The sequence below is a fragment of the Gilliamella sp. X-60 genome (assembly GCF_057063585.1).
The window spans coordinates 1-21,586 of sequence record NZ_JBXSQJ010000032.1; the positions used below are offsets into that span (position 1 = coordinate 1).

A 21,586-nucleotide genomic window follows, 5' to 3' on the forward strand; every position below is an offset into this window, starting at 1 on the left:
GCCCAGCCCGTCAACCGTTAAGGTATAGCGATTATGGCTAACCCCACTCAACCCCGCCATTAAATCGCTAAACCCGTCCCCGAGTTGCCCCAAAAGACGATTAAGTTCATTTGACATGTTTTCCTCCTTATATCCAGTTTATAAAAATTAATCTGTGTTATTTTTAGTTATTTTTTTATTTAACACTGATATTTTAATTATTAAGTTTAAATAACAGGCGGTTTAGCTAAAAAGTATACACTATTTTTAGTGTAAAATTTAATCTTTTTTAAAAAAATGTTAAATAAATATTGTTTAATGTTAATAATTTCAGTTAGTTAAACTAGTAACTGATAGCGGCTTAATCCCTTTGTTAAATAAGGGATTTAAGCAATCTTATTCTTTATCAAAAATAATTTATTAAATGATTGCATTTAAAATAGTTACACGCTGAAACGGTATAGAATCCTGAATATTTTTAACAAGAAATAATCAAAGGTAAAAAGTGTGTTACGGAAAATATCATAGAATGAATAATTAAGGCAAAGAGAGTTACAATTGACTGATGCATAAAGAAAAAATGAAGCATCCTGATAATAAATAGTATAAGGGCCGAATCTAAGGCGAAAGAAGCGCTTGAAAAGCAAAAAAATAAAAAGGTCTTAACCAAAGATCAGTAACAAAAAACTATATGTGTTTTGTATATCGGATGCAGTAATAGCTATTTTTAGTTTCATTTATTTTGAGTTGAAATAAATGAACATTTAGCAAACGAATTGGCCATTATGGAAAGTAGTTGATATGTTCTTTATTTATGATGCGTAACGTCAGTTCGGTAATAGCAATAATTAACGCTGAGCGAATCATTTGTTGATAGCGGTTTTGGTACATGGAAGATTTTAACGTATCGACAATGCCAGATTGTTTGGCTTTTTCGTGTTGCGATTCCCAGCTTGGTGGTAACACCATATCATGTAATAAACTAATAGGTCCCAAAATTTCATCATCTAAATAAGTATATTGCCTGTCGTCTTGTTCTAGCTCGTCCAAAATAGCAATCAGCAATTCTATATCTTCGTAATCTTCACGAGAAATAATCCCCAACACATAAAGCAGTTTTAAGCAAACAGAAGTATCATTGAGTGGTCCATTTTTACCAACTAATGAAGGGATGACAAATTTAATGGCATGAGGTTCTTTTCGAAAGACTTTAAGAATTAATTTGTTGACATTATCATTGATTAATTTTATGGCAACGGCTAGCAAGCTGTGAATATCAGCTTGCTGGTTGAGTTTTTCTAATATCGCATCTTCTTGTAATATCGATTCTGGCATTAGGTGTTATGTAAATTGACGATTTTGCATTGTAGTATAAATTTCTTCAATTTGCTTAACAATAGAATTGTTAACATCAATCCCAGCGATTTGACAAAAAGCGTGTTTAACTCCTTTTTCAGTAATGAGTTTTGCCAGTTCAACCGCTTGCTCATCATCACTATTACGATAGTTGAGAGCGGCTGCGATACCGATTAGTAAGTTAGTATTTTTAACTTGATACTCAAAAGTACCAAGCAATGGCTTAATTAAACGATCGCCAGCGCCTAATTTACGCATTGGTTGCCGACCAACACGTGAAGTATCATCATGTAAATACGGGTTTTCAAAGCGGTTTAAGATTTTTTCGATATAAGCCATGTGTTTTTGTTCATCAAAATTGTAACGTTTGATAAGTACTAAGCCGCTTTCTTCCATTGCTCCACGAACAATTAACCGAATTTTTTCGTTTAAAATTGCATCGCGAATGGTGCCAATACCATGATAGAAACCTAAATAAGCCGTAATCGCATGACCTGTATTTAAGGTAAATAGTTTTCGCTCAACAAAAGCCATTAAATTGTCAACAGGCTGCATACCTGTAATGGTTGGAATCGGCCCTACAAACTGCGTTTCATCAACAATCCATTCAGAAAAAGTCTCTACAGTGACTTCTAAAATATCGCCTGTTTTTGATGTTGCAGGTGGTACAATGCGATCCACCGCAGAATCGACAAAACCGATATGGGCATTTGTCCATTGATGAAGATCTTTTGGTAGTGATTTGAAGATTTCTTGTTTAAATTGGCTAGTACCACGAACCATATTTTCACAAGCAATAATATTCAGTGGCTTGGTGTTGCCTTGTTGATGTCTTGCAATAATCCCTTGCGCAACACTTGAAGCAATGCGCGCTAAAATTTGCGGACCCACGGCGGTGGTGATTAAATCAACTTTGGTAATATAATCGATCACTTCATTAGAGGTGCTGTTAATTCCATCGACATTTTTGACTATTTCAGTGGTGGATTGTTCGCCAACAACATTGACGGGGTACTCACGGCGCTTAGCGATTGCAGTGATGATTTGTTCATTGATATCGGCAAATGTGACCTGTATGCCAGCATCTGATAGTAATTTTCCAATAAAACCTCGCCCAATGTTACCTGCGCCAAAATGTAATGCTTGCATTATAATAATCCTTAATTAAATTTAAAAAGTGGTAATGGTTTCCCACTTGTTAAGTGGGAACGATAATTGTGATATTAACTTAAAATAGCAAGTACCTCTTCAATACTTGTTGTGTTAACCAGTTTGGTAATAATGGCTTGATCATCAAGAGCATTAGTGAGTTTTGCAATGACATCAAGGTGTTCATTATTACGTGCAGCAATACCTATTATAATTTTCGCTTTGTCGTTGTCTTCTTCGCCAAATTGAACACCAGCTGGATATTGGCAAAATACGATGCCGGTTTTAATAACGTCGTTTTTTGATTCAATAGTACCATGTGGAACAGCTATTGATTCTCCTAAATAAGTGGACGTTAATTTTTCACGCGCTAACATTGCTTCAATGTAGGCAGGGGTAACATAACCATTATCGACCAATTTTTGCCCGGCAAAACGAATGGCTTCTTCTTTGTTTTTAGCGGTTAGCCCTAAAAAAATGTTTTGTTCTGATAATTTAAATAGGGGGGCATTATCAGTGGATTGGTTGCTGCTAGGTATCGTTTCACTTGCTAAACTACTCGCTTGTGAACTTAAAAGATCCGCAACCAATTGGCTATATAATTGACTGTCTAAAAAGTTGGTTAATGATATGTGATGTGCGTTTGGAGCGTGTTGTTTGGCTTGATCGGTTAAGTCTTTATGCGTGATAACTATGTCAACATCATTAGGAAGGTTATTGATTGCTAAATTAGTGACAAAAATATCGAGATTGGCATCTTGTACTTTTTTGCGTAACACACCTGCTCCCATAGCACTAGAGCCCATTCCTGCATCACAAGCCACAATGATTTTTTTCACTTTAGCTAAGTCAAGTATTCCATTTGTAATACCTTTTGATTCGTTTTTCATTGCAGAAACATTCGATTTTGCATCTTCAAGACTTTTGTCTGTCTCTTTGGTTGTTTTTAATAAAATCGCAGAAACGATAAAAGTAACCGTAGTTGCAGCAATGACAGAAAAAATTACGCCAAGCATAGATGATTTTGGTGTGACGGCAAGAACGGCGATGATTGAACCTGGTGATGCGGGTGAACCTAATCCTGCTCCAAATAATGTTAAAGTAAATACGCCTGTCATTCCTCCTAAAATGACCGCAATAATAAGACGTGGATTCATTAATACATAGGGGAAGTAAATTTCATGGATCCCGCCAAAGAAGTGAATGATTGCTGCGCCACTGGCTGAACTTTTTGCTGATCCTTTACCAAAAAACATATAAGCGAGTAATAAACCTAAGCCAGGGCCAGGGTTGGCTTCGATTAAAAAGAAAATAGATTGAGAATGTTCAGCCGCTTGTTGAATACCTAATGGTGAGAATATACCGTGGTTAATGGCATTATTTAAGAAAAGGATCTTAGCGGGTTCAATAATGATCGACGTTAAAGGTAATAAATTATGCTCAACTAAGAAATTAACGGCAATAGTTAATTTACCAGATGCAATAACGACAGCAGGACCAATTGCGAAAAAAGCAAGCAACGCAAGTAGCATACCGATAATACCCGCTGAGAAATTATTGACTAACATTTCAAAACCGCTTTTGATTTTACCGTCTACACTTTTATCAAATTGCTTTATTACCCAGCCAGCAAGTGGGCCGACGATCATTGCTCCTAAGAACATGGGAATATCTGAACCAACAATGACGCCCATTGTTGTGATTGCACCAACCACTGCACCTCGTTCACCGTGAACTAATTTACCACCAGTATAACCAATCAATAGTGGTAATAGGTAGGTAATCATAGGTCCAACTAGCTTGGCAATCGTTTCATTTGGATACCAGCCTGTTGGAATAAAAATAGCGGTAATAAATCCCCAAGCAATAAACGCGCCGATATTTGGCATTACCATATTACTTAAGAATCGCCCAAAATTTTGGACTTTCAATTTGATGTTTGAGGTTGTCATAATATTCATCTTTCCTTATTGATTGGTATAATCTTTATGCAGTTATTGTAGAGGGATTTTGTTATTCGATTCATCAAAAAAAATTGATAAGTGTGATGAATATCACATTGTTAAAACCATTCCATTTTTTATTTTTGTGATTAAGATCACATTTACTTGGTATAAAAAGCAAAGTTTTAAGTCCAATAGACTAAAACGTATGTTTTCCTGAAACTTGTTTTACAAAATAAGTGAACTTTGCCAAACTTGTTAACAAAGCCTTGCGCCATGATAAAAAATCACTGGAAAACTTGTCACAGTAAAAATTTTAGTATTCGTTGATGTTATGTGAGAACTTTAGTTTTGATTACGATCTCAAAACCATACCATCAGTCCCCACATTTAATCTAGCGGGCTTTACTCCACGGTAACCGATTTTGCTAAATTACGAGGTTGATCAACATCAGTGCCTTTGAGCAAAGCAACATGATACGCCAGTAGTTGGGTGGGCACTGTGTAGTAGATTGGTGCGGTAAGTTCTTCAATATGGGGTAGATTGATGATGTGCATGGTGTCATCACTGACAAAACCCGCATCTTGCTCGGCAAAGACATACAGTTGACCGCCACGTGCTCGCACTTCTTCGATATTGGATTTTAGTTTTTCTAGCATTTCGTTGGTTGGTGCCATCACAATCACTGGCATATCCGCATCAATTAATACAAGAGGGCCATGTTTGAGTTCACCTGCAGCATAAGCTTCGGCGTGGATGTAAGAGATTTCTTTGAGTTTTAACGAAGCTTCCATAGCGATTGGATATTCATCGCCCCTCCCTAAGAATAACGCATGATGTTTATCAACAAATTGCTCTGCTAATTTTTTAATTTGTGGTTCAGACATAAGCACTTGTTCAATGCGGTTTGGCAAGGTTTGTAAGGCGTAGACAATTGCTTGCTCGGTGCTTTGTGCCATATTATTTAAACGTCCTAATTTTGCAACTAGTAGCAATAAAACCGTTAATTGTGTGGTAAAGGCTTTAGTTGATGCAACACCAATTTCAACCCCTGCTTTGGTTAATAAAACGAAATCGGCTTCACGCACGAGTGTGGATGCCGCTACATTACAGATGGCAAGGGTACTTAAGTAATGGTTTTCTTTCGCCAATCGCAAGGCAGCGAGTGTATCTGCGGTTTCGCCTGATTGTGAAAGAGTAATAAATAGACTGTTTTTGCGACGAGCGGGTTTGCGGTAACGAAATTCTGAGGCAATTTCGACATCGCATGGTATACCTGCTAAGGCTTCAAACCAGTAGCGCGCCACCATACCGGCATTATAAGCGGTGCCACAGGCAACAATTTGCACATGCTCAACCTGCTTTAGTATATTTTTTGCATTATCGTCCAGTTCTGATAAATCCACTTTACCATGCGCCATACGACCTTCAAGGGTATTTTTAATCGCATTAGGCTGTTCGTAGATCTCTTTTTGCATATAGTGACTATAGCCTGCTTTGCTACCCGCATCATATTTTGCATCAGATTCTATACATGGCCTTGTTACTTCATGATGATTCTTGTCTAAGATTGTCACTGTGCGGTGTGTAATAAGTGCGGTATCACCTTCTTCCAAATAGATAAATTGGCGGGTGACAGGTAATAGCGCTAATTGATCTGATGCGATAAAGTTCTCGCCTATGCCACAACCAATAACTAAAGGACTGCCGGAGCGCGTTGCAACTAGTATATCTGGGTTGCGCGTGTCCATAATGACTGTGCCATAAGCGCCTCGTAGTTGCGGGATAGCTTTTTGCACGGCGTCAAATAAGGAACAATCTTCGGTTGATATAATGTCATGAATTAAGTGGGCAATAACCTCGGTATCGGTTTCTGAACGGAATTGGTAGCCTTTGGCGATCAGCTTTTCACGCAATGGTTCAAAATTTTCAATAATTCCATTGTGCACGACAGCGATAAAGCCAGATACATGTGGGTGGGCGTTATGTTCAACTGGTTCGCCATGGGTTGCCCATCGAGTATGCGCAATTCCGGTAGCTCCTTGTAGTGAATGTTTTGCAATGGCATCTTTTAGTGCTTGCACTTTGCCAACACGGCGAACGCGTTGCAGTTCGCCGTCTGGTGAAATAATTGCCAGTCCTGCTGAGTCATAACCACGATATTCTAATCGTTTTAGACCTTCCAATAATATTTCAGCAACATCACGTTTGGCGATAGCCCCCACGATTCCACACATAGTTTATTCCTCGTTAGTTAACTTTGCAGGTCGTTTCCAACCAGCAAGTTGTTTTTGTTTAACTCGACTTACGACCAATTCGTTATCATTTACATTATTGGTAACGGTTGTGCCTGCTGCAATAGTTGCTCCTTTACCCACTTTTACTGGTGCTATCAATTGCGTGTCAGAACCGACAAACACATCATCTTCAATAATAGTTTTAAATTTATTGGCGCCATCATAATTACAAGTGATAGTGCCTGCACCAATGTTGACATTACTGCCGATTTCGCTGTCGCCAAGGTAGCTTAAGTGCCCAGCTTTGGTTGCTTTGCCCAGATGCGCTTTTTTTAATTCAACAAAATTGCCGACATGGGCTTGTTCGTCAAGTTGTGAGCCAGGTCGTAGGCGAGCAAAGGGGCCGATAGTACACTGTTTAGCGATAGTTGAATCTTCAATAATGCTATACGGACTGATATTTGAGTTATCATCAATCGTGCAATTTTTTAAGATACATCCCACACCAATAAATACGTTATTACCTAATGTGACATTGCCTTCAATAACCACGTTACAATCAATGGTGACATCTTTGCCGTGCAAGAGTGTGCCACGTAAGTCAAAGCGATTTGGATCAAGCAGTGTCACACCAGCGAGTAATAAGTGTTGAGCTTGCTGATATTGATATCGCCGTTCTAACGTTGCCAATTGCAGTCGATTATTGACGCCTTCAACTTCAAATGGTTGTACTGGGTGCGAGGTTAATATGTCATAACCATCTTGGTGCGCAAAAGCAATAATGTCGGTTAAGTAAAACTCTTGTTGTGCATTATTGTTGGTTAAACGAGATAACCAATTTTTCAATAATTTGCCAGTAACGAGCATGATACCGGTGTTAATTTCATTGATTTTTTGTTGCTCAGGGGTGGCATCTTTTTGTTCCACAATGGCAACGACTTTACCATTGTGGCGTTCAATGCGTCCATATCCAGTTGGATTATCGAGTATTACCGTCAATAATGCGATGCCTTGTTTTGGTTTGCTAGCAATTAAAGTTTGTAGCGTTTGAACCGATATAAGAGGTGTGTCGCCATATAAAATTAAGATATCTTCATCATCTTGAATATAAGGGATAGCTTGTTGAACAGCATGGCCAGTGCCGAGTTGTTCAGCTTGATAAACCAGCTGCACATGTTGATTCTTGAGTGTTTCTTCAAGTTGTTCTTTGCCATGGCCATAAACAATATTGATGCGATTAGTATTAAGTTGTTGAACTGTATCAATAACATGTTGTAACATCGGTTTTTCGCCGATTTTATGTAAAACTTTAGGTAGGTTGGAATACATCCGTGTGCCTTTTCCTGCCGCCAAAATAATAGCACTCAGTTTTGGAGGTGAAATTGCCATAATCAGTTCCAGTCTGGTTAAATTAGCCTAATACTATAATCAAAGTTTTTAGTGAAATCATCCACAATCTTTTAATTTTTATCATAAAAAAAGTAATATTGATATTTACCAATGGGTTTAACAAAAAAGGAGGTCATGTTATGAATTCCGTGATGAAAGTTTTATTACTCTATACCACACACGAAAAACAAACACTTAAGATTATGCAACGTATAAAATCGCGTCTTTATGGTAAATGTGAGTGCGACATTATTGAACTGCTACCCGATACTAAAATCGATCTAACTCAATACCAAGCAGCTTTATTGGGTTGTTCGATTCGTTATGGGTTTTATAGCAAAGTGATGAAAGCGTTTATTGATAAGCATTATCAGCAATTAAATAAGATGAAGTCTGGATTTTTTGGGGTAAATTTGGTGGCAAGAAAACCCAATAAAAATACGCCAGAAACGAATTTATACACCAAAAAATTCTTAGCTAAAATAGCATGGAAGCCAACCACTACTGCAGTTTTTGCTGGCGCGCTGTATTATCCACAATATAATTGGTTTGATCGCAATATGATCCGTTTGATTATGTGGTTAGGAAAGGGCGATACTGATGTGACAAAACCAATGATTGAATATACTGATTGGACAAAGGTAGATGAGTTTGCCGATCAGTTTTATACTTAAACGCATAGTTTCCTGAAACTTTTTCACAAATAAATCGATATTTTTCTAAACTTATCAACTTTTCAAGTTCTTTTAAATAAACTTTGTGATATAGATCAACATTTCGGCTAAAAAGGTGTACAATACCGCGCCTATAGAATGTGTCTCCTAATTGGAATTTTAATTGTGATTGAAAATTTAAGAAATATTGCCATTATTGCCCACGTTGACCATGGTAAAACGACTTTGGTTGACAAGTTATTAAAACAGTCGGGTACGTTAGATAATCTACGTGGTGACGATAACGAACGTATCATGGACTCTAATGCGCTTGAAAAAGAACGTGGTATTACCATTTTAGCTAAAAATACCGCTATTGATTGGAATGGTTACCGAATTAATATCGTTGACACCCCAGGACATGCTGATTTTGGTGGTGAAGTTGAACGTGTTATGTCGATGGTTGATTCTGTACTATTGCTTGTTGATGCAATGGATGGACCAATGCCACAAACGCGTTTTGTAACGCAAAAAGCATTTGCTTATGGTTTAAAACCGATTGTAGTTATCAATAAAGTTGATCGTCCCGGTGCACGTCCTGATTGGGTTGTTGATCAAGTGTTCGATCTGTTTGTTAATTTAGGGGCTACTGATGAACAGTTAGATTTCCCTATTGTTTATGCTTCAGCATTAATGGGGATCGCAGGTTTAGATCATGAAAATATGGCTGAAGATATGACGCCATTATTTGAAGCGATTGTTAAATATGTTGAGCCTCCAAAAGTAGATTTAGACGGGCCATTCCAAATGCAAATTTCTCAACTTGATTATAATAATTATGTTGGTGTTATTGGTATTGGTCGTATTAAACGTGGTCGCGTTAAACCAAATCAACAAGTAACTATCGTTGATAGTGAAGGTAATAAACGGACCGGCAAAGTAGGGCAAGTTCTTGGTCATTTAGGACTACAACGTTATGAAGCTGAAGTTGCCGAAGCTGGCGATATTATTGCATTAACGGGTCTTGGTGAACTCGGTATCTCCGATACAATTTGTGATAATAGCTGCGTTGAAGCATTACCTGCGTTAACTGTTGATGAACCAACTGTAACCATGTTCTTTAATGTCAATAGCTCACCATTTGCAGGTAAAGAGGGTAAATATGTCACTTCTCGTCAAATTCTTGAGCGTTTAAATAAAGAGCTTGTCCATAATGTTGCTCTTCGTGTCGAAGAAACGCCAGATCCCGATGCCTTTAGAGTCTCTGGTCGTGGTGAATTGCATTTGTCAGTACTCATCGAAAATATGCGCCGCGAAGGTTATGAGCTAGGGGTTTCTCGTCCTAAAGTTATCTTTAGAGAAATTGATGGTAAAAAACAAGAACCATTCGAACAAGTTACGCTTGATATTGAAGAACAACATCAAGGTTCAGTGATGGAAGCACTTGGCTTACGTAAAGGAGACCTAACAAACATGCTACCAGATGGTAAAGGTCGTGTACGTTTAGACTATGTCATTCCAAGCCGTGGGCTTATTGGTTTTAGAACTGAATTTATGACCATGACCTCAGGTACCGGTTTGCTTTATTCTACCTTTAGTCATTACGATGATGTTCGTCCAGGCGAAATTGGTCAACGTAATAATGGCGTAATGATTTCAAATGGTACTGGTAAAGCATTAGCTTATGCGCTATATGGCTTACAAGATCGTGGTAAATTATTCCTAGGTCATGGTGCTGAAGTTTATGAAGGTCAAATTATTGGTATTCATACTCGCTCAAACGATTTGACGGTTAACTGTCTAACCGGTAAAAAATTAACCAACATGCGAGCATCAGGTACCGATGAAGCAACAACACTTTCACCACCAGTCAAAATGTCATTAGAACAAGCATTAGAGTTTATTGATGATGATGAATTAGTGGAAGTTACACCATTATCGATCCGTTTACGTAAACGTCATTTAACTGAAAATGACCGTAAACGTGCGTATAGAAGTGGTAATAAAGACTAATGTAGTATTAATGCTACCGTAATACGAAAACCTCGCTGCTTAGCGAGGTCGACTTAATAACAAACCTCGATACAATTCGGGGTTTATTTTTTTTCAAAAATAAGCTTTTAATTTTCGTCTATTGTAATAATAAACGATATTGTTTTCAATGTGCTCAATGAGAACGCTAAAAGCTATTTTTTCCCTGCGACTGGTCTATTTTTTTTATCATTTTTTTATAATTTAAGGAAAATAAAAGTTGATGTTGTACAAGTATTTTGTACAATGTTTGCAGATTAATTAAGTTTTCAATGAGGAAATATTATGAGGCATATTAGTTATTCAGCAGCGAGAGCAAATTTATCAGCAAAAATGGATGAAGTTGTAAATGACAGAATGCCAACTATTATTACACGTCAGAATGGAGATAATTGTGTCTTAATGTCATATGAAGAATATTCATCTTTAGAAGAAACAGCACGCTTATATCGTTCGCCTGCAAATGCAGTTCATTTGTTGCGTTCATTAGAACAAATTAATAGTGGAAAATTGCAAGAGCATGAGTTGAACGATGAATAAATTATTTTCTGATGAGTCTTGGAGTGATTATCTATATTGGCAGAAAACTGATAAAAAAATGATTAAACGCATCAATGAACTTCTTAAAGATATTAGCAGAACACCATTTTCTGGCCTAGGTAAGCCCGAAAGCCTAAAGTTTAATTTATCTGGCTATTGGTCAAGAAGGATTGATAGTGAACATAGATTAGTATATAAAATTGAAAATAATTGCATTATTATTCTATCGTGTCGTTATCATTATTGAAACTAGAAAGTAGCCAACAAAGTTGGCTCAGATTGTTGAACCCCGCTATTTAGCGAGTTTTTTTTTGGCTTTTACTCTGGCAATGGCGTCAGCTATTGACTGTTTACGATCAGTGGGGGTGCTGATCTTGTTTGTCGTCGGCATAGTGCCTGGAAACAAAATGGTTGGTGGAACTAACTGATTATGGCCTAATCGCTGTTGCTTTTTCTGAGTTAGCGCTAACTCTTCTGATTCATTCAATACGCGGCCTAACGTACTTAATGTAATACAGTCTGTTGGGCAAGTATTGATACAATTACTACACGAAGTACATAACTGTGGCAGTATTGTGTGCAATACTTGTTTGCTACCGACAATAGCATCAGTTGGGCAAACACGGATGCATTTGCCACAGCCAATACAGTTTTCTTCGTCAATAAATGCTTTATATTGTTGTTGGGTTTGCATAATCACTTCTTGCATTAACTTAAACCTACAATATTACCATCTTTGTCAATATCAATTTGTCTATAAGCAGGATTAGTGCCTAGTCCTGGCATGGTCATTACATTACCAGCATAAACACGAATAAAACCAGCACCAGCAGATATCGCTAAGTGACTAATATCAACATCAAAATCGGTAGGGACATTTTTTAGATTGGCATCAGCACTAATTGACATGGGGGTTTTAGCAATACAAAGAGGCAAATGATCGAGTTTTAATGCTTCGATCTCTTTGATATTTTCCAGTGCTTGTGCTGATAAATTAGCTTTGTTGGCACCGTATTTTTTTACCATAGTTTGGATTTTATCAGCAAGTGACATGTTGTCAGGATAAGGTAATTTGATCTCACTTGGCATATCACATGCTTTGATAATATGCTCAGCCAGTTTTTCTGCGCCTTTACCGCCTTGAGTGAAAACTTCACTCACTTCACAAGCAAACGCCCCATGCTCAATTGCATATTTTTGTAAAAAGGCTAGTTCTTCTTCACTGTCGTGTGGAAAGCGGTTAATAGCAACAATCACTTGTAGCCCATAACTTTTAGCATTGTTGATATGCCATGCTAAATTAGCCGCACCAATTTCAAGCAGCTCCACATTAGATTCTGAGATTTCTTTTGGAATCGCTTGCCCTGGTTTGATATTATATTTACCGCTGTTAGATTTTAAGCTACGAACCGTTGCAACAAGTACCACACATGAGGCTTTTATTCCTGCTTGGCGATATTTAATATTAAAGAATTTTTCCATGCCCATATCTGAGCCAAAACCAGCTTCGGTTACGACATAATCGGCAAGTTGTAAAGCAATGCGATCGGCAATGACTGATGAGTTGCCATGGGCAATATTAGCAAAAGGTCCTGCATGAATCAGTACCGGCGTATTTTCAACTGTTTGCATCAGGTTTGGATTAATCGCATTTTTAAGTAACACTGTCATAGCGCCCGCAACTTCAAGTTGTTCCGCGGTAATCGCTTCGCCTTGAGTATTATAAGCTAAAATAATACGCCCAATACGCGCTCGCATATCGTGTAAATCTGAGGCTAATGCTAAAATTGCCATAAGTTCTGACGCTGCGGTTATCTCAAAGCCATCTTGACGTGTAATGCCATTAACACCACCACCAACACCAACGGTAATCTTACGAAGTGCACGATCATTATGATCCATCACGCGTTTCCACACAATGCGATTTACATCGATATTAAGACGCGGCAAGCCCGTTTGTGCGGTAAATTCATCGCCCAAGCGTTCTTCATGATAAAGGCGCGAATCTAATGCGGCTGATGCCAAATCATGGGCGGCGGTAATAGCGTGAATATCACCAGTTAAATGTAGATTTAAAGTTTCCATTGGTAATACTTCGGCTTGACCACCGCCAGCAGCACCACCTTTTACACCAAATACAGGACCTAAACTTGGTTGACGGATACAAGCAATGGCTTTTTTACCAATATAATTTAAGCCTTCACTTAGCCCGATAGTATTCACCGTTTTACCCTCACCAAGTGGAGTTGGCGTGATAGCGGTAACTAACACCAATTTGCCGTTAGGTTTGCTTTGGTTGGCTTTAAGAATGGATAAATCGATTTTTGCCACGTGTTTGCCATAAGGCAGGACAAATTCTTCTGGAATGTTGCATTGTTTAGCGATTTCAGTAATTGGGCGTAAAGGCATATTAGTTCTCATCTAACAATAAATTGGACTATCAGTATAAATAATTTAAATAGCCGAATAAAGCGACAATTTTATCTTTATTGATTTTCGGCACAAGTCACAATTATCTTGTTATAATAACTCAATACATTCAATAAAAGGAAAATAGTTAAATGAATTGGTTTTCTGAGTATTCACTTTTTTTAGCTGAAACAGCAACAGTTGTTATTGCAATTTTAGCGATACTTATTTTTATATTAAGCCAACGCCGTAAGTCAGCAACGGTGGCAGGACGTTTGTCAGTCAAAGACATTAGTCAAGAATATGAGCAAGTTAAAGATGATATGTTAATGTCAAGTATGGACGAACTAGAAGCTAAGCTGTTTATGAAAGATCTTAAAAAACAGAAAAAACTTGAAAAGAAACAGGCAAAATTAGCGGCTAAACAAAAAAAGAAACAAGTTAAAAAGCAAGAAAATTCTGACGAACAGTCAACGCTAGATAATACAACGCAGCTAGCAGAAAGTAATACAGATCAGCAAGCAAAACCAAAATTGTTTGTATTGTCTTTCAACGGCAGTATGGATGCGCATGAAGTTGAAGAATTACGTCAAGAAATTACCGCTGTATTGGCTGTTATTAAACCAGAGGATAAAGTTGTGGTTAAGCTTGAAAGCCCTGGCGGGGTAGTCCATGGCTATGGGCTTGCTGCATCCCAGCTATTACGGTTTAGACAGCGTGATATTCCTTTTACCGCAGTTGTTGATAAAGTTGCGGCAAGTGGTGGGTATATGATGGCATGTACTGCTAACAAAATTGTGGCAGCGCCATTTGCCATTGTGGGGTCTATTGGTGTGGTTGCACAAATTCCTAACTTTAATCGCTTACTTAAAAAACATGATGTGGATATTGAGTTACAAACAGCAGGTGCATATAAACGTACGTTAACCATGTTTGGCGAAAACACCGAAGAAGGTCGCCAAAAATTCAAACAGGAATTAGAAGAAACTCATCTTTTATTTAAAGATTTTGTTAAAGAGTATCGTCCAAACGTGGATATCGAACAAGTTGCCACTGGCGAGCACTGGTTTGCGACGCAAGCCAAAGATAAAGGCTTAGTTGACGAAATTAGCACTAGTGATGACTTTATTTTATCTCATTTAAAAACACATAAAATTATCGCTGTTAGTTATCAACGCAAGCAAAAACTATCAGAAAGAATTTCGAAAAACGTCGTAAAGAGTGTCGAAAAATTATTTTTTAGACAAGGAAATGGGCTGTAATAGCCCTTTTTTAATATAAGTTACGTAAAGGCTTATATTTACGCCTCAGTTTTTGTTAAAAAATCATTAATTATTCAACTGTATATGTTTTTTAATGAATACAAATATTCAATATATATTATCTTCTAACGATAGCATTAATTGTTAAAACTGAATATCTATTAATCTAATTGCGATTTAATATATACCTATATTCATACAAATTGATGGATATGGCTCCATTCTATTACATATCTTTTTCTATTCACAAATCATTATGCTTGAGGACAATTATTATGTTTCAATGGCTTTCAAACTGGATTTTAGATGGACTTAAACACTCACCCGAAATTTTATTATTTTTATCGTTAAGTTTAGGGTATTTAATTGGTGGCATTCGGATGGGTAAATTCCAACTTGGTGGTGTCGCCGGTTCGTTACTCGTTGCCGTTGCGTTAAGTGTTTTTGGTGTGACTATTGACGCCGGCGTTAAAGCAATTCTTTTTGCATTATTTATTTATGCTGTAGGTTATGAAAGTGGTCCTCAGTTTTTCCGCTCTCTGGGTGTTAAAACATTACGCGAAATCTTTTTAGCATTATTTATTGCGGTAGCAAGTTTTGTGACTGTAATAGTATTAGCCAAAATATTTAATTTGGATAAAGGGCTTGCCGCAGGATTAGCTGCGGGTGGATTAACGCAATCTGCTATTATGGGTACGGCTTCTGATGCTTTAAGCCAACTTGGTTTAAGTGCAGAAGAGTTAAGCAAAATGCAAGCAAATGTCACCATTGGCTATGCGGTAACTTATATATTTGGTTCACTAGGTGCCATTATTGTGTGCGTCAATATTTTGCCAAAAATCATGGGTAAAGATATTGCCGATGATGCAATTAAGGCGCAGGCTGAACAGCTTCATGGTTCACTTTTGTTGGGTGCTGATCAAAATTTAGCTTTATCAGATATTAGTGGTCGTTTATACCGTATTACAAATAAGATCAATCAAACGGTTGCGCATGTTGAACAAACGGTGAATGGCATCAGTATTGAGCGTATCAAACGTGGTAATAACATTATTGAAGCAACGCCTGAAACAATATTAAAGTCGAAAGATATCATTCTGGTTGTTGGTCACCGTGATGCAATGATCGAGGCGCATGATTTACTTGGTACCGAAGTTAATTCAGCATCAGGTATGGATGTTGTGATGAACAAGCTAGATGTTGAAATGCGAAACAACAAGTATGTGGGACAAAATCTTACGCAAGTGCTCGCTTCTGACGAAGTCATGAAATTAAAACACGGTATCTATCTTGTGGCTATTCATCGTGATGGTCAATCTTTGCCTCTTAATAATGATATTTATTTAAAACTGGGCGATGTAATTACCATTTATGGTGCTGACAGTGATCTTCGTCGTGTTGTTGATAAAATTGGTGCCCCAATTACTAAAAGTGAAAAAACTGACTGGATATTTCATGGGTTAGGACTTGTTGTTGGGCTTATTATTGGTTTAATTGTGATTCGTGTTAGCGATATTCCTATTACATTAGGCGCAGGTGGTGGTGCACTTTTATCTGGCTTATTATTTGGTTGGTACCGTTCTCTTCATCAAACTATCGGTAATATTCCAACTGGTGCCGTGCAACTTTTAAAAGACTTTGGTTTGGCAGGTTTTGTGGCGGTTGTGGGGCTCAGTTCTGGTCTTCAAGCAATTAATACTATTAAAGAACAAGGTTTATCTCTATTTCTAATTGGTGTGGTTGTGACCTTATTACCCATGTTGCTTGCTATCTATTTTGGCAAATATGTGCTTGGTTATAAAAATGTAGCGGTATTTGCGGGTGCTTTAGCTGGATCACGTAGTGCTAATCCTGCTTTTGGTGAAGTACTCAATAAAGCTGGCAACTCAACACCGACCAACTCTTTTGCTATTACTTATGCTTTAGCTAATGTTTTCCTAACTTTATTAGGCCCATTAGTTGTTGCTTTTGTTTAATTGATATATCAAATTAAGGATACAAATGTATGAAAAATAACACACAATATAGTCAATATGCTAATTTAAGTCCTTTTGAATTAAAAGATAACTTAATTAAACTGGCACAAAGTCATACTGATCGCGTAATGTTAAATGCAGGAAGAGGTAATCCCAACTTTCTTGCCACTTGGCCTCGACAAGCTTTTTTTCAACTAGGTGTGTTTGCAACCCAAGAATCCGAAATGTCATTTTCATATTTAAATGAAGGTGTTGGCGGCATGCCAATCAAAGCTGGACTAACAGGACGCTTTGAGCATTTTATTTATCAAAACTATAACACTCCGGGAGTTGCCTTTTTAGGTAAGGCTTTTTCTTATATTCGTGACCAACTTGGGTTGGACGAAAATGCCTTTTTACAAGAGATGGTAGAAGGTATTTTGGGATGCAATTACCCAGTACCTGACAGAATGTTACATTTTAGTGAAGATGTGGTTAAAGCCTATATTTTACAACAAATGGGCGCTCAATATCTGGATCGTGATAATATCGATTTATTTGCCGTTGAAGGCGGCACAGCCGCCATGGCTTATATTTTTAATTCAATGAAAGAAAATGGCTTAATCCAAAAAGGCGATAAAATTGCCATTGGTGCGCCAATATTCACACCTTATCTTGAAATTCCCGAACTCAATGACTATCAACTAGTTGAAGTGTTAATCAATTCTGATCCTAATGCAAATTGGCAGTATCCTGAGTCAGAATTGCGTAAATTAGAAGACCCAGCAATTAAAGCCTTTTTCGTTGTTAATCCATCTAACCCGCCATCAGTTAAAATTGATGATAAAAGTCTAAAAATTATTGCAGATATCGTTCAAAAACGCCCTGAATTGATTATTTTGACCGATGATGTTTATGGTACATTTGCCGATGACTTCCAATCTTTATTTGCGATATGCCCAAAAAATACTATTTTAGTTTATTCATTTTCGAAATATTTTGGTGCGACAGGTTGGCGTTTAGGTGTTATTGCCACAGCACGCGATAATGTCATCGACAAAACGATTAAAGCGTTACCAAGTAAAACCAAACAGATCTTAAATAAACGCTATAGCTCAATTGTTACTGATCCAGAAAATCTAAAATTTATTGATCGATTAGTGGCTGATAGTCGTGCGGTTGCACTAAACCATACAGCGGGTCTTTCAACACCACAACAAGTACAAATGGTTTTATTTGCATTATGCGAAATGATGGATAGCGATCAAAGTTATAAAACGGCTTTAAAATCACTAATCCGACGCCGTGCAGCATCACTTTATCAACATTTAGGTCTTAAACATCAAACAGATGAAAATAGTGTAGATTACTATACGCTAGTGGATCTTGAACATATTTGCCGAGAATTATATGACGATAAATTTGCTAAATGGATCCTCAAAAATAAAAATCCATCTGAAATGTTATTCAGAATTGCTGATGAAGCTGGTGTTGTATTATTACCAGGCAAAGGATTTGCTGTACAGCATCCTTCTGCTCGCGCCTCGTTAGCAAACTTAAATGAATATCAATATGCGGCAATTGGTTTATCAATGCGCAAATTAGCGGAAGAATATTATGATGAGTATAAAGCAAAAAACAAATAGCTAAATAGTTTGACTAATAAACTTATTCCCCAAAACCCTAGTTATCTAGGGTTTTTATTACCCAATAAAAATAGCCCCAATCTAATCATTTATTATCAAAAATAAACAAATTTTCTTACAAAAATCGTTCAGAATAAATTGATTTTATTATATTTTTTGTTTTGGTGTTTTTAAGGAAATGAAGTCGTTTACCAGACAAAGAATCGTTGGACCAAGTGAGGAAATAACTCGGTCAACGATTTTGATGAGTCACGCATTTTTTGAATTTTAGTAGCAACAACAAATCTGTTTGCTATTTTTATGGATTAACTTTAGGACCATAACTCTAGTCTAATATTTTGTTGAGGATAACCATATAGTATTCGTTCTAGATTTTCTTATCACTCTCATGTCGTCAAACGCTATTTTGTTGAGAATTTGTTAGCAACTGTACGGGTTGCTTGCATATTTGCGCTCTTTTTTCACTGGTTCTGGATTAGCTTTAGCGTGAGATTCGGCTTGATTTACATCATAAATACGAACGTCCTTTATGCCGGCATAGATCTTAAAATTACTCACACCATGGCGGTTTAACGCAACACTAATTTCTATTATATTTTTATCTGCGCTTTGGTTATAAACCGCATCGCGATAAAGACCCACCCAGTAATCACAATCTTGTTCAATTTGTCCCGTATCTCTGCTGTCGCTAGGTATCGGTCGTTTATCTACTCTTGATTCAAGATTACGATTTAATTGAGTCAACATAACCACCACGCAATTAAGCTCTTTGGCCAATGCTTTAAGGCCTTTTGTGATTTCTCCATAAGCCAAGTCGTTACGTATATCATTACCTATTTTTTCTTTTTCCATGAGCGTTAAATAATCCACCATTATCATACCTATTTGTCCTTTTTTTCTTGCCATACGTCGAGATTCTGCGCGTATATGTGATAGCGTGATAGCAGGCGTATCGTCAATGTAGATATTATCTAAGTTTGTTAACTTATTTAGATGATGCATAACACGCGAAAATTCTGATTCCGATCTTAGTCCACCGTCATAGAAAATATTGCTGTTTACAGCCGATTCTTGAGCTAGAATATTTTCAAGCATTTGTTCGTTTTGCATTTCTAGAGAAAACATCAATACAGGTAATTTTTCATGTATTGCACAATTACGCGATATGCTGATTGCGAATGTGGTTTTACCCATTTTTGGACGGGCACCAACGACAAATAGCGAGCCACGAACAAGTCCTTTAGGCGATAATTTTTCATCTAGTGCTTTGATCCCAGTTGATAAACCGCGCTCGCTATCTGAATTTTCTAATCGTTTTTCTAATGTTTCGGTCCAATTATCAGCAATTGCTTTTAATGATTTGAGCCCTGCGGACTTGCCTGTTTTGTTATAGTCATCAATTTGAGTAAATAATGTATGAATAGCTGATATTTTGTCGCTAGTAGATAAATTTGATTTCTCAAAAATCATTGCGATACAGTCGTTTAATTTTTGCAATGTGTAACGTTCAATCGCTTTATCTCGAACGATTCTAGCATAAGCGGTGACATTCACCATGAATGGCGTGTTTTTAGATAATTCCGCTAGATAAGCCAAACCACCACAATCTTTCAATGTGTCCTTTGCTTCCATACTGTTTGACAAGGTAATTAGATCAATGGGGTGGTTTTTACGATTTAATTCAAGTATTTCGGAAAAAATAACTTGATGATGTTTGCTATAAAATGATTCTACTTTCAATAAACGGATCACTTTTTGACAACGATCTGATTGAAAATCTAACATCATTGAGCCCAGTACCGCTTGTTCAGCGACTAAGTCATGTGGAATTACGTTCATAGTGTACCCTCCACAACTTTCAAATATGTACTCGGTTTTATGATGTAATCAAAATCAGCACGCCATCCTCTGTCGTTTTTGCCAAGGTAAAACGGTTTAGCCTGATCTACAAAATCATAAAAATAATTTGCCAAGTTCTGGAATGTTGGTGGTTCAAGCTCTTTGAGTAATTTCTTCACTGCGTTTTTTCGTGCAGTGGTCATTTTTTGAATTTGTGGTAATCTGTGTTCTACAGCATCGTTGTATGCATCCATAACCAAATCAAAATCAATATAATTTTTTTTTGTAGTATTGTTTTTTATCGTGTCTTTTGTAGAGTGACTTTTTTTGTCACTGGTGGTAGTAGCATTTTTTGTCACTGGTTCCATACATTTTTTGCTACCAGTAGCATTTTTTGTACCTGCATTTTTTGCTACTGGTTCTGCCGTTTCCAACACTAATGAATATTCAGTAATTTCACCATTATTTTTAATTGCATTGACTAAACCTAAATTTATCAATTCAGATAGAGCAGCATAAACAGTTCGCTTGTCTTTTATCCCTAAATATTGCATAAATTGAGATATACTGATTTTATCGCTCGCTTTGCCCCATCCCGTAGTTTTGCGAGTAATGAGCAAATAACAACGTAATGCATTGGCAGACATGTTAGCCATTAGCTCATCAATTACAACGTTGGGAACTTGAAATGAGTTAGATATAAAATTGCGCATTAATCATCCTTCATCGAATACTTAGCAAATTTTTACTTTTTCTGTAAACTAATTTATTGCTAATATTGAACCCTGCTTGTTTTAAATTATAAGTACGCGCACTCAGGTTTAGTGTTTTTTAGTTTTTAGGGGACTTATGTGCGCCTCAAATTAGCTAAAAAAGATGGCTTATATTTTGCTCAATTCTTTTTTGTTTAACTCGTTCCCCCATTGCCATATTTGTCCTTATTAAATATCAACAGTTATAACTGTATTAAATAACAGTTTGTACTGTTTGTCAAATACAGATTTATCTGTATTATTTTTTTAACACAATGGAGACTTTTAAAATGAATAATCTTGGTCAACGAATCCGAGCCAGACGAGAAGAATTAAATTTAACGCAGGAACAAGTAGCTTCGCAAGTTGGAATAAAACAACAATCTTATCAAGCGATTGAAAGTGGAGATGTAAAAAAACCTCGCTATTTATATGAAATATCTGT

16 protein-coding genes and 1 pseudogene are annotated in these 21,586 nt (G+C 37.0%); 8 read left to right on the forward strand and 9 right to left on the reverse strand.

Features of this window, described 5'->3' with window-relative positions; translation table 11 throughout:
* Positions 1 to 762: 762 nt before the first annotated feature.
* From ACYIAM_RS12405 to glmU, 5 genes are all read right to left on the reverse strand, one after another.
* Complete coding sequence (locus ACYIAM_RS12405) at positions 763 to 1,314, reverse strand: MltR family transcriptional regulator (protein WP_483564319.1); 552 nt, start codon at positions 1,312 to 1,314, stop codon at positions 763 to 765.
* A 6-nt stretch (positions 1,315 to 1,320) separates the two neighbouring features.
* Positions 1,321 to 2,484, reverse strand: a complete 1,164-nt coding sequence (locus ACYIAM_RS12410) for a mannitol-1-phosphate 5-dehydrogenase (protein ID WP_483748481.1) — start codon at positions 2,482 to 2,484, stop codon at positions 1,321 to 1,323.
* 74 nt (positions 2,485 to 2,558) lie between these two features.
* Positions 2,559 to 4,436, reverse strand: coding sequence for a PTS mannitol transporter subunit IICBA (locus tag ACYIAM_RS12415; protein WP_483748491.1), 1,878 nt, complete (start codon positions 4,434 to 4,436; stop codon positions 2,559 to 2,561).
* Between the two features lie 396 nt (positions 4,437 to 4,832).
* Positions 4,833 to 6,665, reverse strand: a complete 1,833-nt coding sequence (gene glmS / locus ACYIAM_RS12420; RefSeq protein WP_483748482.1) for a glutamine--fructose-6-phosphate transaminase (isomerizing) — start codon at positions 6,663 to 6,665, stop codon at positions 4,833 to 4,835.
* A gap of 3 nt (positions 6,666 to 6,668) precedes the next feature.
* On the reverse strand, positions 6,669 to 8,054 hold the full coding sequence (glmU, locus tag ACYIAM_RS12425) for a bifunctional UDP-N-acetylglucosamine diphosphorylase/glucosamine-1-phosphate N-acetyltransferase GlmU (RefSeq protein ID WP_483748483.1): 1,386 nt from the start codon (positions 8,052 to 8,054) through the stop codon (positions 6,669 to 6,671).
* 152 nt (positions 8,055 to 8,206) lie between these two features.
* On the opposite strand from glmU, the gene hemG reads away from it, so the two are divergent.
* The 4 genes from hemG (at position 8,207) to ACYIAM_RS12445 (ending at position 11,525) form a co-directional block, all read left to right on the forward strand.
* Entirely contained in the window at positions 8,207 to 8,728 is a 522-nt protein-coding gene (gene hemG / locus ACYIAM_RS12430; RefSeq protein ID WP_483748492.1) for a menaquinone-dependent protoporphyrinogen IX dehydrogenase, read from the forward strand.
* A 165-nt stretch (positions 8,729 to 8,893) separates the two neighbouring features.
* A complete protein-coding gene (typA, locus tag ACYIAM_RS12435) occupies positions 8,894 to 10,720 on the forward strand; it encodes a ribosome-dependent GTPase TypA (RefSeq protein WP_483748484.1) in 1,827 nt (608 codons plus the stop codon).
* Positions 10,721 to 11,023: 303 nt separating this feature from the next.
* The gene (locus tag ACYIAM_RS12440; protein ID WP_483748485.1) at positions 11,024 to 11,278 is read left to right on the forward strand and encodes a type II toxin-antitoxin system prevent-host-death family antitoxin; all 255 of its coding nucleotides are present in this window, start codon (positions 11,024 to 11,026) and stop codon (positions 11,276 to 11,278) included.
* On the forward strand, positions 11,271 to 11,525 hold the full coding sequence (locus tag ACYIAM_RS12445) for a Txe/YoeB family addiction module toxin (RefSeq protein WP_085248226.1): 255 nt from the start codon (positions 11,271 to 11,273) through the stop codon (positions 11,523 to 11,525). Before ACYIAM_RS12440 ends, ACYIAM_RS12445 begins: the two co-directional genes overlap by 8 nt.
* Positions 11,526 to 11,570: 45 nt before the next feature.
* On the opposite strand, the pseudogene ACYIAM_RS12450 reads toward ACYIAM_RS12445, so the two are convergent.
* Positions 11,571 to 11,960 (reverse strand): annotated as a pseudogene (locus tag ACYIAM_RS12450) (RnfABCDGE type electron transport complex subunit B); the annotation flags it as partial.
* Between the two features lie 26 nt (positions 11,961 to 11,986).
* Positions 11,987 to 13,699 (reverse strand): formate--tetrahydrofolate ligase, encoded by a 1,713-nt coding sequence (locus ACYIAM_RS12455; RefSeq protein WP_483748486.1) that lies wholly within the window; start codon positions 13,697 to 13,699, stop codon positions 11,987 to 11,989.
* 140 nt (positions 13,700 to 13,839) lie between these two features.
* Between ACYIAM_RS12455 and sohB the strand changes: the two genes are divergently transcribed.
* The 3 genes from sohB (at position 13,840) to ACYIAM_RS12470 (ending at position 18,550) form a co-directional block, all read left to right on the forward strand.
* Positions 13,840 to 14,949, forward strand: coding sequence for a protease SohB (gene sohB, locus ACYIAM_RS12460; RefSeq protein ID WP_483748487.1), 1,110 nt, complete (start codon positions 13,840 to 13,842; stop codon positions 14,947 to 14,949).
* Positions 14,950 to 15,224: 275 nt separating this feature from the next.
* On the forward strand, positions 15,225 to 16,925 hold the full coding sequence (aspT, locus tag ACYIAM_RS12465; RefSeq protein WP_483748488.1) for an aspartate-alanine antiporter: 1,701 nt from the start codon (positions 15,225 to 15,227) through the stop codon (positions 16,923 to 16,925).
* Positions 16,926 to 16,954: 29 nt separating this feature from the next.
* Positions 16,955 to 18,550: a bifunctional aspartate transaminase/aspartate 4-decarboxylase gene (locus ACYIAM_RS12470; protein WP_174796222.1), complete on the forward strand. Its 1,596-nt coding sequence runs from the start codon at positions 16,955 to 16,957 to the stop codon at positions 18,548 to 18,550.
* Between the two features lie 420 nt (positions 18,551 to 18,970).
* Here ACYIAM_RS12470 and ACYIAM_RS12475 read toward each other — a convergent pair whose 3' ends face one another.
* The gene (locus ACYIAM_RS12475) at positions 18,971 to 20,389 is read right to left on the reverse strand and encodes a replicative DNA helicase (RefSeq protein ID WP_483748489.1); all 1,419 of its coding nucleotides are present in this window, start codon (positions 20,387 to 20,389) and stop codon (positions 18,971 to 18,973) included.
* Positions 20,386 to 21,102 carry a replication protein gene (locus ACYIAM_RS12480; RefSeq protein ID WP_483748490.1) on the reverse strand — a complete coding sequence of 239 codons (717 nt, stop codon included), beginning with the start codon at positions 21,100 to 21,102 and terminating at the stop codon, positions 20,386 to 20,388. Before ACYIAM_RS12480 ends, ACYIAM_RS12475 begins: the two co-directional genes overlap by 4 nt.
* Positions 21,103 to 21,431: 329 nt before the next feature.
* On the opposite strand from ACYIAM_RS12480, the gene ACYIAM_RS12485 reads away from it, so the two are divergent.
* On the forward strand, positions 21,432 to 21,586 hold a 155-nt coding region (locus tag ACYIAM_RS12485; protein ID WP_483748493.1), incomplete at its 3' end, for a helix-turn-helix domain-containing protein.

Excerpts from the sequence above, each read along its gene's own strand:
- glmU (WP_483748483.1), bottom strand. The coding sequence starts at position 8,054 with ATGGCAATTTCACCTCCAAAACTGAGTGCTATTATTTTGGCGGCAGGA.
- ACYIAM_RS12455 (WP_483748486.1), bottom strand. The coding sequence starts at position 13,699 with ATGAGAACTAATATGCCTTTACGCCCAATTACTGAAATCGCTAAACAA.
- hemG (WP_483748492.1), top strand. The coding sequence starts at position 8,207 with ATGAAAGTTTTATTACTCTATACCACACACGAAAAACAAACACTTAAG.
- ACYIAM_RS12440 (WP_483748485.1), top strand. The coding sequence starts at position 11,024 with ATGAGGCATATTAGTTATTCAGCAGCGAGAGCAAATTTATCAGCAAAA.
- ACYIAM_RS12445 (WP_085248226.1), top strand. The coding sequence starts at position 11,271 with ATGAATAAATTATTTTCTGATGAGTCTTGGAGTGATTATCTATATTGG.
- glmS (WP_483748482.1), bottom strand. The coding sequence starts at position 6,665 with ATGTGTGGAATCGTGGGGGCTATCGCCAAACGTGATGTTGCTGAAATA.
- sohB (WP_483748487.1), top strand. The coding sequence starts at position 13,840 with ATGAATTGGTTTTCTGAGTATTCACTTTTTTTAGCTGAAACAGCAACA.
- ACYIAM_RS12415 (WP_483748491.1), bottom strand. The coding sequence starts at position 4,436 with ATGACAACCTCAAACATCAAATTGAAAGTCCAAAATTTTGGGCGATTC.
- ACYIAM_RS12470 (WP_174796222.1), top strand. The coding sequence starts at position 16,955 with ATGAAAAATAACACACAATATAGTCAATATGCTAATTTAAGTCCTTTT.
- ACYIAM_RS12480 (WP_483748490.1), bottom strand. The coding sequence starts at position 21,102 with ATGCGCAATTTTATATCTAACTCATTTCAAGTTCCCAACGTTGTAATT.
- ACYIAM_RS12410 (WP_483748481.1), bottom strand. The coding sequence starts at position 2,484 with ATGCAAGCATTACATTTTGGCGCAGGTAACATTGGGCGAGGTTTTATT.
- ACYIAM_RS12405 (WP_483564319.1), bottom strand. The coding sequence starts at position 1,314 with ATGCCAGAATCGATATTACAAGAAGATGCGATATTAGAAAAACTCAAC.
- ACYIAM_RS12475 (WP_483748489.1), bottom strand. The coding sequence starts at position 20,389 with ATGAACGTAATTCCACATGACTTAGTCGCTGAACAAGCGGTACTGGGC.
- aspT (WP_483748488.1), top strand. The coding sequence starts at position 15,225 with ATGTTTCAATGGCTTTCAAACTGGATTTTAGATGGACTTAAACACTCA.